This is a genomic window from Methylocaldum sp., from assembly GCF_039794385.1.
GTDB lineage: Bacteria > Pseudomonadota > Gammaproteobacteria > Methylococcales > Methylococcaceae > Methylocaldum.
The window spans coordinates 1-15,573 of sequence record NZ_JBDIVO010000081.1 but is presented as its reverse complement, the minus strand read 5'-3'; the positions used below and the strand labels follow the sequence as shown (position 1 = coordinate 15,573).

Sequence of the window (15,573 nt, the reverse complement as noted above, 5' to 3'; positions counted from 1 at the left end):
ACTCGAAAACCTTACCCCAGCGATGTTTCAGACGACGAATGGACGTTCGCGGTCCCTTATTTAACCTTGATGAAGGCGGCCGCGCCCCAACGCCAGCACGATCTGCGCGAAATCGTCAATTGCTTGCGTTGGTTGGTGCGGACCGGTGAGCCCTGCGGATGATGTTGCCGCATGACTTGCCGCCGTGGGGAGCCGTCTATCGGCAGACCCGGCGTTGGCTCGCGGCGGGCTGCTTCGACGCGATCGTGCACGATCTCCGCGAAGGTTTGCGCCTGGCTCAGGGGCGAAAACCGCAGCCGAAGGCTGCGATTTTGGATGGACGCACGCTGCAATCCAGTTGTGAGAGTGAACCGGAGTTCACCCCCGGAATTTACACCACCTTGACGGACTCACCCCCTCTCTCCCTCCCTTAGCCTGCACGCTTTGGCGAACCATACCTTCGAGACGGCAAGCATCCGACACCCCTACATCTAATTCCGTTTTTCCTACAAAAAAATCAGAATTTTCTTACTTTCATTCTGTGATATCCGTACCAGACTTACATTCGCTGGAAAAATGCTCGGGAAAGTTTCAATTGCTAATGGCTACGACCGCCTGGTCTGATTAGTTTGAATATAGCCCCGGAATCGTCACGGAAATCAAGGCTGCGGCCGCAAGTCGATGTACCGGGAAAATTTTCGAACAGCAGCCCCAGCACGGGCCATCTTGGACTCTTCCCGCCGACACAAACGGCTGTGCTCAGCGTCATAGACAATCGTGTCATATGCACGCATGGCCACATATCCGACTCGATAAGGAGTGCCGATAGTGTCGACCTTTAGGGATACATAGTGGCAGTTTGCCGCGAATCCTCTTATCCCCAGCACTGAAATAACAACCTTACCCAAATAACGCCCTCTTTAACCGCTATGCAGTTACCGAGGGTGCGAGCTTTATTTTGACTAATGAAAACGGTTCTAGGACGTGACAAGAGCCGGCATGTAACACGGACACGGTAATTCGGAAATCGAAAACCACCAGGAGTGAAAACACAGATGCACAGTGAAAAGGAGTTATACGCCACCCGCGAATTCTCCACCTCCGACCATTTACCGAACAAAGCCTTATGGTGTTATGCGGGTTGCCTTGGGATGGGCGGTTTTCTCATAACGACGCTGATAGGAAATTGGAGCGCCGGCAGCCTGATCGGAGGCGGCATCTTGCTACTCATGGCGCTGCTGCCCGTTCGTCTGCTCGCCGCGCGGTCCGAGCGAGGGTTAGCGGCGGCGATAAGCGAAAGCAATGCCATTCTGTTGGCCGAACGGAAAGAGCAGCGCGAACACATCCACAGCCTGGACAAATTATGTACGGCCGTATTGCCCGTGTGGTCCGGCCAGATCGAGATGGGGCGGTCGCAGATGGAAGAGGCCATAGTCATACTCAGCGACCGCTTTGCCGATATTGCGCACGACCTACAAACCACGGTGATCGCTTCGCAAGAAGCGGCCTTGGATATCGGTGGACAAGCGGGCGACAGCGGCATGGTTTCGCTTCTAACGCAGAGCCAAAACGAATTGAACTCAGTTCTCGCCTCTTTAAAGACCGCTCTCGACATGAGGCGGATGGCGATGCAGGAAATCCTGCAACTGTCCCACTTCACGGAAGAGTTGAAACAGATGGCAGCGGAAGTCGCCAATGTCGCCGGGCAGACCAACTTGCTGGCCCTTAACGCGGCCATCGAAGCCGCACGCGCGGGGGAGGCCGGAAGAGGATTTGCGGTCGTCGCGGATGAAGTACGGAAATTGTCGACGTTTTCCGGAGAAACCGGAAAACGGATCAGCGAACGGGTGAATGTCATCAACGAGGCCATCACCTCGGCATTGGAGCTTTCCGAAAAAACTGCCAATCAAGACGTGAAATTGCTGACCGATTCCGAGACCGCGATCAACCGTGTTCTCGACCAATTCAGCAAGGCGGGCGGCGCTTTGTGCCAATCCGCCGAGATCCTTCAAGGAAAAAGCGTAGAGATCAAGAACGAGCTATCGGACATTCTGGTTTCGCTGCAATTCCAGGACCGGGTTAGCCAAATTCTGGGGCACGTGCGCGACGATTTGGAAAAGCTCCATGCATGTATTTCCGAAGCATCCGGAAAAGAAACGATCGATGCCAAGCTTTGGCTCAAGGAATTGGCGCAAACCTATACCACCGAAGAGCAACGCCGGCACCACCCCGGCGTACAGCCTGTCAGTTCCGATCGATCCGCAAACATTACCTTCTTTTAATCCATAAGGAGTAGCTCCGTGGCCAAAACCATTCTCATCGTCGACGATTCGGCTTCGCTTCGCCAGGTCGTGAGCATCGCCCTGAAAGGAGCGGGCTATGACGTCGTCGAAGCCCGCGACGGCCAAGACGCCCTGACCAAGCTGAACGGGCAACGAATCCACCTGATCATCAGCGATGTCAACATGCCCAATATGGACGGAATAAGCTTCGTCAGAGAAGCGAAACAGCTTCCCGCTTACAAGTTCACTCCGGTGATCATGCTCACCACCGAGTCTCAAGAAAGCAAGATGGCCGAGGGTAAGGCGGCCGGCGCCAAGGCTTGGGTCGTCAAGCCATTCCAGCCTGCCCAAATGCTGGATGCCGTATCGAAATTGATCGCCCCCTAAGAGAGCGTTAGCCATGGCCATCGAATTCACAGAAGACGGCGGGGCATTGCGTCTCTCCGGTGAACTGACCATCTATCATGCCGCGGAGATCAAACAGCCACTCCTGACGATGCTGCAAGCCGGAAACGAACTGGAAATCGACTTATCCGGCATCAGCGAAATCGACACAGCGGGATTTCAACTTCTCATGCTGGCCAAGAGGGAAACCGATCGTACCGGCGGCAATCTTCGCCTGACCTCGCACAGCCCGGCTGTTCTGGAATTGATCGAGCTGTATAACCTGGCGGGGTTCTTCGGCGATCCGCTGGTCATCACCGCCGCGCACGGTGCGGGAGGACGGTCGTCATGAACCTGGATCAAGCACTACCGGTCTTCATCGAAGAAGGTCGCGCCCTACTCCAAGAAATGGAAGAAGGGCTCCTGGGGCTGGAACAGACGCCGGACGATCCGGACATCCTGAACGCGATTTTTCGCGCTGCCCATACCATCAAAGGTTCGGCAGGCTTGTTCGGTCTTGACGGCATCGTCTCCTTCACCCATGTCGTGGAAAACGTGCTGGATCGGATGCGCGCCGGCGAAATCCTGACTCAGCCGGATTTGACCAATCTCTTACTCCAATCGTGCGACGAAATCTCGGTGCTCATCGAGGCTGCAGCGGCGGGCTCCCAATCGGACGTCGACCCAACGTCCAACGGCGTCGGGCTGCTCCATCGATTACGCGCCTATCTTGAGACATCCGATGCTAGCAACGATGCCGGTCGCCTCCCGGCCAAAGCGCCCGCACCGGTAGAGGTTTGCGGCGAAGCTGCCGTGTCCGGCGACTGCTGGCGCATCGTCGTGGATTTCGGCGAAAACGTCCTGCGCAACGGCTTCGACCCGGCATCGTTTATACGCTACCTCTGCAATCTCGGGGAAATCGTTCATCTCGCAACCAAGACGGAACGGCTTCCGCCCGCCGAGCTCATGGATCCGGAGAGCTGTTACCTCGGTTTCGAAATCGACTTCAGAAGCGCTGCGGACAAACAAACCATCGAAAACGTCTTCGAGTTCGTACGGGAGGATTGCCATATCCGCATCACCCCGCCGCCCGCTTTCGCCGAAGTCGCCATCGAACGCATCGAAGCTCTCAAAGCAGAAGCGGACAAGGTGGGCGAGATCCTGATCGAAGCCGATGCCGTCACCCCTCGGGAAATCGAAGAAGCGCTGGCCCTGCAAAACGAGATTGACGCCAGAACCCGAAGACATCCGCCCATGGGCGAAATACTGGTGCAGGAAGGCATGCTGCAACAACCGGTCGTCGAAGCGGCTCTTGAAAAACAAAAGAAAATCCGCGATGCAAAAATCGGCGAATCCCGATTCATCCGTGTCGATTCCGGAAAGCTGGACCAACTCATCAATCAGGTGGGCGAATTGGTCATTGCCGGCGCGACGGCATCCCTGCTGGCGCAGAGAACGAACGACAGCGAACTGCAAGAAGCGCTTTCCACCATTCTGCGCCTGGTCGAGGAAGTCCGCGGCGGCGCCCTTCAGTTGCGCATGGTGCAGATTGGCGAAACCTTCAACCGCTTCAATCGCATTGTCCGGGATGTTTCCAAAGAACTCGGCAAAGACATCGAACTCCAGATCAGCGGCGCTGAAACCGAACTGGACAAAACCGTGGTGGAAAAGATCGGCGATCCCCTCACTCATCTGGTGCGCAACGCGATCGACCACGGAATCGAGTCTACCGATAGGCGTGTCGCTGCCGGCAAGCCGGCAAAGGGCACGGTTCGGCTCAACGCCTATCACGAATCCAGCAGCATCGTCATCGAAGTGACCGATGACGGCGGAGGATTGAATCGCGACAAAATATTGAGCAAGGCAATAGAGCGGGGACTGGTGAACGCCGGCCAAAACCTGAGCGAGCAAGAGATTTACAACTTGATCTTCGAGCCCGGTTTTTCCACCGCCGACACGATCAGCAACCTGTCCGGACGCGGCGTCGGCATGGACGTCGTGCGGCGCAATATCGAAGCGCTCCGCGGCATGGTGGAAATCAACAGTCGTCAGGGCCAAGGCTCGACCGTACGCATTCGCCTGCCTTTGACCCTGGCGATTATCGACGGCTTCCTGGTGAGCGTCGCCGGCTGCTCCTATGTGATTCCCCTGGAAGTGGTATCGGAATGCGTAGAGCTTGATGAACGGGAACAGCGCCACGGCTGCTATGTGAATCTTAGGGGTGAGGTATTGCCCATCCTCAACCTGCGCGAACACTTCAAGATACACGGCCAAACCTCCCGCCGTCAGAACATCGTCGTGACGCACTTCGGCGGGCAAAAGGCGGGGCTTTTGGTAGACGAACTAATGGGCGAGTTCCAGACCGTGATCAAGCCGCTCGGCAAGCTATTCGGCAAGGTGCGCGGCGTCAGCGGCTTCACCATCCTGGGCTCCGGCGAAGTGGCGCTGATTCTGGATGTGCTTTCGCTGATCCAGTATGCCGCCGGTCTGGAAGCTCAAAAAGCAGCCTGAAAGCGAACCCTTCTCTAGCCAACGGCAAACGACAGCTCGGAAGCACGAGAAGGCAATACGCAAACACACAACGATCACTTCCCACACGACAAAAAGGAAGAACAAAAATGACTGCATTCCATCGATTCACCGTCAGAACCCGGTTACTCGGACTGGTTTTCCTGCTCTGCGCCTTTCAGATCATGATCGGCTGGAACGGTTTGTCCGGCATGAAGCAAAGCAACGCCGGGCTCCATACCGTCTATAACGACCGCGTCGTGCCTCTCAGAAAGCTGAAGAGGATTTCCGACGCTTATGCCGTCCACATCATAGATGCGGTCAACAAGGCCAATGCCGGATTGATTACCGCAGAAGACGCCCGGCAGCGGATACGCAGTGCCAACGAACGCATCCGGACGGAATGGAACGCCTACGCCGCTACCCGCATGACCGAAGAGGAGAGCAGACTGGTCAGCGCGGTCAAGTCGATGTTTAGCGAGTCCGACCGAAAGATCGATCGTCTGCTCGAGGTACTGGATGCCAAGACCGGAAATATCGTGGGACAACTCGGCGAATTCGATGGCCCGCTCTACGCTGTGATCGATCCGGTCACCGATAAGATCGCCGATCTGTCCAATCTGCAATTGACCGTCGCCGAACAGGAGTTCGACAAAGCGCAAGAAAGCTATCGCGTCGTCTTCAGTTTTGCCATCGGTACGATCGTCGCGAGCATTCTCATCGGCTCCCTGGTCGGCTTGTGGCTCGTCAACAACCTCGCCAAGCAACTTGGCGGCGAGCCCGGCTATGTCGCGGAGGTGGCGCGCCGGGTGGCGGGTGGTGATCTTACCGCCACCGTCGAGACCCGGCACGGCGATACCACCAGCGTGGTTGCCGCCATGAAGTTCATGGTGGATAAGCTCTCGGCCATCATCACCGATGTGCGCGGCGCGGCGGGCCAGTTGTCGAGCGCCTCGGAAGAAGTCTCGGCAACCGCCCAGAGCCTGTCCCAAGCCTCCAGCGAACAAGCGGCCAGCGTCGAGGAAACCAGCGCCGCCGTCGAAGAGATGTCCGCCTCCATCAACCAGAACGCCGAGAACGCTCGGGTCACCGACGGCATGGCCGGCAAAGCCTCCACCGAGGCCAAGGAAGGCGGCGAGGCGGTTCAGTCCACGGTCGAAGCGATGCGCCAGATCGCCCAGAGGATCGGCATCATCGACGACATCGCCTATCAAACCAATCTCCTAGCCCTGAACGCCGCTATCGAAGCCGCCCGCGCCGGCGATCACGGCAAGGGCTTCGCCGTGGTGGCGGCGGAAGTGCGGAAATTGGCCGAACGCTCCCAAGTCGCCGCCCAGGAGATCGGGGAATTGGCCGACAGCAGCGTGAAACTGGCAGAGAAAGCCGGCAAGCTCTTGGATGATATCGTGCCCTCCATCGCCAAGACCTCCGATCTGGTGCAGGAGATCACCGCGGCTTCCAACGAACAATCCGCCGGCGTGAACCAGATCGCCACGGCGATGATGCAGCTCAACCAGATCACGCAGCAGAACGCCTCGTCCTCGGAAGAGCTTGCCGCCACCGCCGAGGAAATGAGCAGCCAAGCCGAGCAATTGCAACAGCTCATGGAATTCTTCAGGCTGGCACAAGGCGAGAACCGGGACGCGCCGGCCAAGCCCTCCGTTCGTCAACCCAAACCCGCCCAAGCGCCACGTCTCTTGGAAACCTACGCCATGAGCCAGCACGAATTCGAAAAATTTTAAGACAAGCATCCGAATAACGAGGAGCCGCTATGGCGAATATCATTGCGCACCAAAAGTCGTCGCCGCAGATCGACCACGAATCGGACAGCGCACAGCAATACCTGACTTTTCAACTGGGCGGAGAACTGTTCGCCCTAGATATTCTTCACGTCAAGGAAATCCTCGAGTACGGCCATGTCACGCCGGTACCCATGACCCCGACCTTTATCCGCGGCGTCATCAATCTGCGCGGCGCGGTGGTGCCGGTCATCGATCTCCATGCGCGCTTCGGCCGCGGCCTGGCCGAGGTGACCCGGCGAAGCTGTATCGTCATCGTGGAGGTGCAACACGAGGAAGAACGCCACGACATCGGGGTGACCGTCGATGCCGTGAACGAGGTCGTTGAGCTTCCGCCGGCCGAAATCGAGCCGGCGCCGGCCTTCGGCGCCAAGATCCGCACCGATTTCATCGCCGGTATGGGCAAACTCGACGGCCGCTTCGTCATCTTGCTGGATCTCGCCAAGGTGCTGTCCGTGGACGAGATGGCTCTGCTTGCCGAGATGGGACAAGGAGACCATGGAAACGGGGAATAGGCGGCAAGACGGCCCGGTCGGTCCGGATCGGCCATCGAACTTCCCGGTGGCAGGAGCGAGCCGCAAAACCAAAATCGTCTATCCGAAAAACGACCGTTCTTGAACCATGGACGCTTTGACCCTCAGCGATCATGAATTCCGTCAATACCAAAAGCTCCTCTACGACATCGCCGGCATCCATCTGTCGCCGGCGAAAAAAGCCCTAGTATGCGGACGATTGGCCCGGCGTCTCGCCCAGCACGGATTGACCAGTTACGGGGACTATTTTCGCCTCTTGACCGACCGACGGGAGGCGGAGGAGCTTCAGCACGCGCTCGACCTACTGACCACCAATGAGACCTATTTCTTTCGCGAACCGGGGCATTTCGATTTTTTGCAGAACCACATCCTCGGCTCCCACCGCCGGGCTCAAACCTTCCGGGTCTGGAGTGCGGCCTGTTCCAGCGGCGAAGAGCCTTACAGCATCGCCATGGTGCTGGCCGATCGATTGGGTAGCGGTCCCTGGGAAGTATTGGGCTCCGACATCAGTCGGCGCGTCCTCGAAAAAGCCCGGCTCGGCCATTATCCCATGGAGCGGGCCAGACACATCCCCAAGGATCATTTGACCCGCTATTGCCTCAAGGGAGTCGGATCTCAGAAAGGCACTTTTCTCATCGACACCCCTCTGAAGAGCCGCATGCGATTCATTCAGATCAATCTGAACGGACCGCTCCCCAAGATCGGCGAGTTTGACGCCATCTTTCTGCGCAATGTCATGATCTATTTCGACCTGGCGGCAAAACGACGGATAGTGGCCCGTCTGATCCAGACGTTGAAACCCGGCGGCCATTTTATCGTCGGCCATGCGGAAACCCTGAACGGTGTCGATGAAACTCTGAAACCCGTCGCCCCTACCATTTACCGCAAACCATGAGATGCATCGCCGTTTCGCCCCCCGGATTTCAGGAAATCCATTTGCGTCCGGGCGACTTCTACTTCGGGCAAGGAGCAGTGCGCCTGGTTACCCTGCTCGGTTCCTGCGTGGCCGTGATTCTATGGCATCCGCGCCTCTGCCTCGGCGGCATGTGCCATTACATGTTGCCGGCCCGCGGCCACGGGCGGGCGTCGGAACCGGACGGACGCTATGCCGACGAGGCTATGGAACTCTTTCGCCGGGAAATCTTGCGCGCCGGAGCGCCGTCGTCCGAATACCGCGCTCGATTGTTCGGCGGCGGAAACATGTTTTCGAACCGTTCCGTACCCGCCGTCCTGAACGTGAGCGCACGCAACGTGGAAGCCGCAAGAAACCTGGCAAATCGCCTCGGCTCCCGGATCGACGAGGCACACTTGGGTGGCGTTGGGTATAGGAAGCTGGCATTCGAACTTTGGAGCGGCGAGACCCGCCTCGAACATCGCCAGGAGCTCATCGAATTTTCCACGGCGAGAAGAAAGAACGAATCTCGATGAAAAAAATAGGCGTCATGCTCGTGGACGACTCGGCCGTAGTGCGCCAGGTCATCAGTGATATCTTGAGCCAGGATCCCGCCCTGGAAGTCATCGGCGCGGCTTCCGATCCCCTCTTCGCCATGGAGCGAATGAAACGGCGGTGGCCGGACGTCATCGTCCTGGATGTGGAAATGCCCCGCATGGACGGAATCACCTTTTTGAAGAAGCTCATGATGGAACACCCGACCCCGGTCGTGATTTGTTCCTCGCTCACGGAGAAAGGCGCAGAAACCTCCTTGCAAGCCTTGTCCGCTGGCGCGGTGGGTGTCGTCGCCAAAGCCAAGCTGGGAATCAGGCAACATCTGCAAAGCATCGCCGCAGAACTGATCCACGCCGTCAAGTCCGCGGCCCTGGCCGATCTCAAGCGGCTGACGCTCGCGGGCCTGCCGCACAAGGTCGAACCCAAGCATACAGCCGATGCCGTGCTGTCCTATTCTCATCGCCCTCTCACGCAGACAACCGACAAAGTGGTCGCCCTGGGCGCCTCCACCGGCGGCACGCAGGCTCTGGAAGCGGTGCTCACGGCTCTGCCTCGGGTCTGTCCCGGCATCGTCGTCGTTCAGCACATGCCGGAAAAATTCACCACCGCTTTTGCCAACCGCCTGGACAAGCTCAGCGCGGTCGAAGTCAAAGAAGCCGCCAACGGCGACCGGGTCTTGCCCGGCCGGGTACTGATAGCACCCGGCGGCCGCCATATGCTGCTCAAACGTAGTGGCGCTCTTTATTACGTGGACGTGATTGACGGCCCGCTGGTCAATCGGCACCGCCCGTCGGTGGACGTGTTGTTCCGCTCCGTGGCCAATACCGCCGGAAAAAATGCTTTCGGGGTAATCATGACCGGCATGGGCGACGACGGCGCCCGCGGCCTGAAGGAGATGCGCGAGGCCGGGAGCCGAACCTTGGCTCAGGACGAAGAAACCTGTGTTGTGTACGGCATGCCGAAAGAGGCCGTGAGACTCGGAGCGGTGGAACGCAGCATCGCGCTTTCGGATATCCCGTCAGCGATCCTGGATTATGGCGCGAGCAGGTAAGTTACTCGCTCCATACACGAACATCGCCATCACCGCGGTATTTTCTGAACGATTGGTCTTTAGAACCCTACATCGTGATTAGCATCATTCTCGGAAACGGAAGTTATGACAGACATAGACTTTGATCGGTCCGGGCACTCGGTATTCGTATTCGGTACCGATACGGAGAAGACGGTAAGGCAGATTGTATTGCTGCTCCTTCCTCTCGGCCTGTTTTCCTTCGGACTCTGGCTGTGCGTACAGGAACACGGCGTCCGTTTCGCCGATTATTCCGCTCTTCACACGCTTGTGGAGATTCCCGCCATCGTGATCGCCGCAATGGTATTCGGCATCGGCTGGAACGCCTACGAGGAGAATCGTCCGTTGACCTTGCCGATCCTCGCCTGCGGCTTTCTGACCGTCGGTTTGCTCGACCTGATGCACGTACTGTCGTTTCCGGGAATGCCGAATTTCATTACGCCGAGCAGCCCGGAAAAAGCCATCAATTTCTGGCTGTCCGCACGCTACCTGGCTGCCGTTACGTTCCTGGCCGCCGGCTTGCTGCCTTGGCGCCCGATGAAGCGGCTTTCATTTCGATGCGCCATACTGGCCGGATGCCTGGCGTTCACTTCGCTCATCGTTTGGCTTGGCCTATTCCGGGAAGATTTTTGGCCGCGGACGTTTCTGTCAGGACAAGGCTTAACGCCTTTCAAAATGAAGGCGGAATATGCGCTGACGCTCATCTATTTCACTGTCACTCTCGTTCTGCTCTATCGCTTGCGCCGACCGCAGCCCCGGGTTCTGGCGTATTTGATGGGCGCCTCGGCGGTTACGGCCTTGAGCGAGTTGTGTTTCTCGCGATATCGGGCGGTCGACGATCTGTGCAATTTTGTCGGTCATGTTTACAAAGCGATCGCCTATTTTCTCGTTTACCGGGGAATCTTCGTCGAAGGCGTGCACGAACCTTATCTGCGGCTCCAGGCCTCCCGCGAGGCGCTTCGGAAAAGCGAGGCACGTTTTCAGGATCTGCTGGAATTCGAGCCGGACGGGGTTTTGCTGGCCGACAGCGCATGTCGCATCGCCATGGCCAACGCCAAAGCGGAGGCCATTTTCGCCTGTCCGCGAGCGGAACTCATCGGCCGGTCGATAGAAACATTGATTCCTGAGATTTGCCGGGCAAAGCACTCAGCGCGATGGCACACTCATCGCGAGGAAAAGCAAACCTTATCGGTAGGACGGGAAGTATGGGGACGCCGCAACGACGGATCCGATTTTCCCGCCGAAGTAACGCTCGGTCCATTGCATACCGAACAAGGATTGATGACCATCGTCGCCGTACGCGACATCACAGAACGAAAACAACGCGAGGAGGAGCGAGACCGACTCGTGGCCATTCTGGAAGGGACCTCGGATCTTATCGGTATCGTCAACGCCGACTACAAACCGATCTACATCAATCAGGCCGGACGCGCGATGCTGGGACTCGGCCGGGAGGAAGACATCTCCGCCCTGCATATCGAACAGTTTCACCCGCCTCAAGTATTCAATACGTTACTGAGGGGAGGACTTGCGGAGGCGGAGAAGAGCGGCGTCTGGCGGGGCGAAACGGAACTGGTCAACCGGTTCGGCAACAAAATCCCGCTCTCCCAGGTCATCATAGCCCACAAGGGGAACGACGGGCGGGTCGCTTACTGGTCGACGGTGGCTCGCGACATCGCCGATCAGAAACAGTACGAGACGATGCTGAAATTTCAGGCCACCCACGATCCTCTAACCGCATTGCCCAATCGTTTCCTATTTCGCGAGCGGCTGGAGCAGGCGATGCTGAGAGCATTCCGCAATGGCAGCTTGGTCGCAGTGCTTTTGGTCGATCTGGACAATTTCAAGGATGTGAACGATACCTTGGGACACGATTTCGGCGACGAGTTGGTAAAGCTGATCGGAGGCCGCCTTAGAGAAGCCCTGCGCGAGGAAGATACCGTAGCGCGGCTGGGCGGCGACGAATTCGCGGTACTCCTGCCCTACATCACCGATTCCTCGTGCGCGGCGCAAAAGGCGCAATTACTGCTGGACGCCATTGCGCAGCCCTGCAGGATCGAGCACCACCATATTCTTATCAGCGCCAGCATCGGTATTACCGTTTATCCCGGCGACGGCGACGATGTTCACGGACTGTTGCGCAATGCCGACATGTCCATGTATAAGGCTAAGGACGAAGGACGGAGCAAGTTCCGGTTCTACACTGCCGAAATGGGCGCTTGTCTTCGGGAAAGACTGGACATCGTCAACGACCTGCGCACGGCTTTGGACCGAAGCGAATTCACCTTGCATTATCAGCCCAGAGTCAGTCTTGTCACCGGTCGAATCTGCGGTGTCGAAGCGCTGATACGTTGGCAGCATCCCCAAAAAGGCTTCATTGCACCGGCCAAATTCATCCCGATCGCGGAGGAAACCGGTCTGATCGCTCAGATCGGCGAATGGGTTTTCCGCACTGCCTGCGCGCAAGCAAAAGTATGGCGCGATAAAGGGCTAGCCTTCAACCGAATGGCCGTCAATCTATCGGCACGCCAATTCGCACAGCCGGATCTGGTCGAGGTCGTTACCGCCGTCGTCGAACAAACGGGTCTTCCGCCGCAGACCCTAGAACTGGAAATCACTGAAAGCATGCTGATGCGCGACCGGTCCATAGCGGCCGATGTGCTGGGCCGGTTGAAGCAACTCGGTATCTCGTTGGCGGTCGACGACTTCGGAACGGGCTACTCCTCCTTGAGCTATCTGAAACAGTTTCCGCTGGACTATCTCAAGATAGACCGGTCTTTCATACGCGATCTAGCCAAGGATCCCGATGATGCACGCATCGTCGAAGCCATCATCGTTCTGGCCCATAGCCTCAATCTCGGGGTGATCGGAGAAGGTGTCGAAACGCCGGAACAAGCCGAGTTCCTGAAGACCCGCCATTGCGACGAAATACAGGGGTATTACTTCAGTAAACCGACGCCCGCCGATGAAGTCGAAGCGATGCTGCGGACCGGCAAAACGCTCGAGTTTACGGTTCCGAAATCGCTGTCGCCGCTGACCGCGTCGGCCTGACGGCCGATATTCGACCGTATGGCAATCCATCAACGTCCACAGACGTTTCTCCATCGCCTATCGCAAGCAAGCAAACGCGAGCCATAACCCCGAACATGCCTGAAACTCGCTTTCTCCAGTCAATCCTCAAGTGAATCTCACTCTCGTCATAGCCACTTTAGGGCTCTTCGCTCTATTCGGCCATTGGATGCGGCTACTGTCGAAACGCTTGCTGCGAGCCGAACTCTATTTACGTGAAATTCTGGACCGCGTGCCCTCAGGAGTGATCGTCACCGACCGGTACGGACGAATCGAGATCCTCAATCCGGCTGCAACCCGGATGTTCGGTTACGGGTTGAACGAAGTGCTGCCGCTCAGCATCGATCAATTGATGTCGGAGACACAGGCCGAAAAACACTACGCTCCTATCCGAAATCATCGGAATTCCGAGATGCGCGAAGTTCACGGCTCCGGATTTCGCTCTTGGCACGGCAAGCGTAAGGACGGCACCTTCTTTCCGGTTGAAATGGCCATCGACGAACTCGAATCGAAGGACGAGCGGCATTTCCTGATCATTGCACGGGACATTACCGAGAGAGCGTACCTAAAAAGCGAATTGGATAGGCGCGAGCGAGAATTCCGGGCACTCGTGGAAAATTCGCCGGATATCATCGCTCGCTTCGATCGAGCTCTGCGCTTTATTTATGTCAACCCGGCCATAGAACGCGTTCTGGGCCGACCGGCGTCGAGCTTTCCGGGCAAGACGTATCAAGACCTCGAATTACCTGACGATCTGGTGAGATGCCTACAGTCGCCGCTAAAAAACGTTTTCGCCAGCGGTAAGGAACAAATCGCCGAGTTCGTCCTGCCGTCCCCTGACGGCGAACAGCACTTTCAGTCCCGCCATGTACCTGAGCTCTCGCCCGATGGCACAGTGCACAGCGTGCTGTTGAACTGCCGAGACATCACGGTCCTCAAGAAAACAGAATTCATGCTGCGGGAACGGGAGCAAGAAATCCGCGACTCCCGGCGACTTTTGCAACGCCTGGCCGCTCACAGGGAAAATTTGAGGGAAGAAGAGAAAAAACGGATCGCTCGGGAAATCCATGACGAACTGGGCCAGATCCTGACGGCCATGAAGATGGATATTTCCTTCATACGAATGAACTTTCTTCAAAACCACTCCGAATTGGCAAAAAAGATCCAGGCCTTGGGCGTCCTGGTAAATAGAGCGGTTCAGGTCGTACGCAACATATCGACCGATTTGCGCCCCAGCGCACTCGACTTCGGCATTGCAGCCGCGTTGGAATGGCTGGTCAAAGAGTTTGAGACCCGCACCGGTATCCCATGTGTCTTAACCACAATGAGCGATATCGTCCTTGATGAACAACTGGCTATCGCGATATTCCGTATCGCCCAGGAATCGCTGAACAATGTGGCAAAGCATGCCAATGCCCGCCACGCTTCCGTACTCCTGGTTTCCCGGAATGATCATATTCGCGTCGAAATACAGGATGACGGCTGCGGCTTCGATGTGACGGCCGAGCACAAACCCAAGTCCTTTGGCCTTTTGGGAATACGGGAACGGGTGTCGGCATTGGGCGGCAAGTTCGACATCCATAGTACACCCGGGAAAGGCACCCGGCTTGCGATTCGGCTTCCTCCTAGAAGTTCTCCTTTTTGAAAATCGGAATGATTGATGATCAAGATCCTGGTAGCCGACGACCACCCTATCATTCGCCATGGAATAACTCATATTTTGTCTTCAACCGTCAATTTCTCGGTCGTGGATGAAGCCGCGGATGCGTCCGAAGTCTTGGACAAGTGCCGCTGTACCGATATCGACGTTCTGGTTTTGGACTTGTCCATGCCGGGCACTCAAGGCGTCGACTTGATTAGACGCGTCCAGCAGATCAGACCATCGCTTCCCATACTGATCCTGACCATGCATACCTCGGAACAGATCGCCGCAGAAGCGATCAAAGCCGGCGCCGCGGGTTACATCACCAAGGACTGCGAACCGGGCATCTTGGTTGCCGGCATAAGAAGAGTAGCGAGCGGTCAACGCTTCATAGAGTCTTCGCTGGCGGAAAAAATCGTTTTCACTATGGTGCCGGACCAATTTCCTCACGCGGCACTTTCGCAGCGAGAGCGGCAGATTCTCCGTCTTTTCGCTTCGGGCAAGCGAGTTCAGGACATCGCCGACGCGTTATCCCTCAGCGAAAAAACCGTCAGCACCCACAAAACGCGCCTGATGCGGAAACTCAGCGTCAAAAATAACGCCGACCTGATCCGGTATGCCGTCGAGCATGACTTGATTTGATCTGATCATCTCGGAAAAACAACAGCAGACGGACATAAGCCGGCTGGCCGCACCTAAGTACATTCCGCAAATACTTGCGGAATCTCGACTGTTTGGCTTGATTGGCGGGGTTGTCCTGCAGGTTGCCTATGCCGCAAGACTTCCCTGAATGTACTTAGAGCGTTTTCCATCCCGGTGTACGGATTCGTGCCAGGAGGGGAGAACGTAGGTCGGCAATCC

General features: G+C 57.1%; 12 protein-coding genes and 1 pseudogene. All 13 read left to right on the top strand.

Annotation, left to right across the window (positions count from 1 at the left end):
* Positions 1 to 353 (top strand): annotated as a pseudogene (locus ABJK70_RS09455) (transposase); the annotation flags it as partial.
* A gap of 681 nt (positions 354 to 1,034) precedes the next feature.
* Positions 1,035 to 2,261, top strand: a complete 1,227-nt coding sequence (locus ABJK70_RS09450; RefSeq protein WP_347257858.1) for a methyl-accepting chemotaxis protein — start codon at positions 1,035 to 1,037, stop codon at positions 2,259 to 2,261.
* An 18-nt stretch (positions 2,262 to 2,279) separates the two neighbouring features.
* A complete protein-coding gene (locus tag ABJK70_RS09445; RefSeq protein ID WP_077732414.1) occupies positions 2,280 to 2,648 on the top strand; it encodes a response regulator in 369 nt (122 codons plus the stop codon).
* Positions 2,649 to 2,661: 13 nt separating this feature from the next.
* The gene (locus tag ABJK70_RS09440) at positions 2,662 to 2,997 is read left to right on the top strand and encodes an STAS domain-containing protein (protein ID WP_347257857.1); all 336 of its coding nucleotides are present in this window, start codon (positions 2,662 to 2,664) and stop codon (positions 2,995 to 2,997) included.
* Positions 2,994 to 5,156: a chemotaxis protein CheA gene (locus ABJK70_RS09435; protein ID WP_347257856.1), complete on the top strand. Its 2,163-nt coding sequence runs from the start codon at positions 2,994 to 2,996 to the stop codon at positions 5,154 to 5,156. Before ABJK70_RS09440 ends, ABJK70_RS09435 begins: the two co-directional genes overlap by 4 nt.
* A 107-nt stretch (positions 5,157 to 5,263) precedes the next feature.
* On the top strand, positions 5,264 to 6,895 hold the full coding sequence (locus ABJK70_RS09430) for a methyl-accepting chemotaxis protein (protein ID WP_077732411.1): 1,632 nt from the start codon (positions 5,264 to 5,266) through the stop codon (positions 6,893 to 6,895).
* A gap of 29 nt (positions 6,896 to 6,924) precedes the next feature.
* Positions 6,925 to 7,467, top strand: coding sequence for a chemotaxis protein CheW (locus tag ABJK70_RS09425; protein ID WP_077732410.1), 543 nt, complete (start codon positions 6,925 to 6,927; stop codon positions 7,465 to 7,467).
* Between the two features lie 106 nt (positions 7,468 to 7,573).
* Positions 7,574 to 8,380 carry a protein-glutamate O-methyltransferase CheR gene (locus tag ABJK70_RS09420; protein ID WP_133717062.1) on the top strand — a complete coding sequence of 269 codons (807 nt, stop codon included), beginning with the start codon at positions 7,574 to 7,576 and terminating at the stop codon, positions 8,378 to 8,380.
* The gene (locus ABJK70_RS09415; RefSeq protein ID WP_347257855.1) at positions 8,377 to 8,913 is read left to right on the top strand and encodes a chemotaxis protein CheD; all 537 of its coding nucleotides are present in this window, start codon (positions 8,377 to 8,379) and stop codon (positions 8,911 to 8,913) included. Before ABJK70_RS09420 ends, ABJK70_RS09415 begins: the two co-directional genes overlap by 4 nt.
* Positions 8,910 to 9,983, top strand: a complete 1,074-nt coding sequence (locus ABJK70_RS09410; protein ID WP_347257854.1) for a chemotaxis response regulator protein-glutamate methylesterase — start codon at positions 8,910 to 8,912, stop codon at positions 9,981 to 9,983. Before ABJK70_RS09415 ends, ABJK70_RS09410 begins: the two co-directional genes overlap by 4 nt.
* Before the next feature lie 105 nt (positions 9,984 to 10,088).
* On the top strand, positions 10,089 to 13,052 hold the full coding sequence (locus ABJK70_RS09405) for an EAL domain-containing protein (RefSeq protein ID WP_347257853.1): 2,964 nt from the start codon (positions 10,089 to 10,091) through the stop codon (positions 13,050 to 13,052).
* A gap of 130 nt (positions 13,053 to 13,182) precedes the next feature.
* Positions 13,183 to 14,715, top strand: a complete 1,533-nt coding sequence (locus ABJK70_RS09400) for a PAS domain S-box protein (RefSeq protein WP_347257852.1) — start codon at positions 13,183 to 13,185, stop codon at positions 14,713 to 14,715.
* A gap of 15 nt (positions 14,716 to 14,730) precedes the next feature.
* Positions 14,731 to 15,354, top strand: coding sequence for a response regulator transcription factor (locus ABJK70_RS09395; RefSeq protein WP_077732404.1), 624 nt, complete (start codon positions 14,731 to 14,733; stop codon positions 15,352 to 15,354).
* Positions 15,355 to 15,573: the final 219 nt, after the last annotated feature.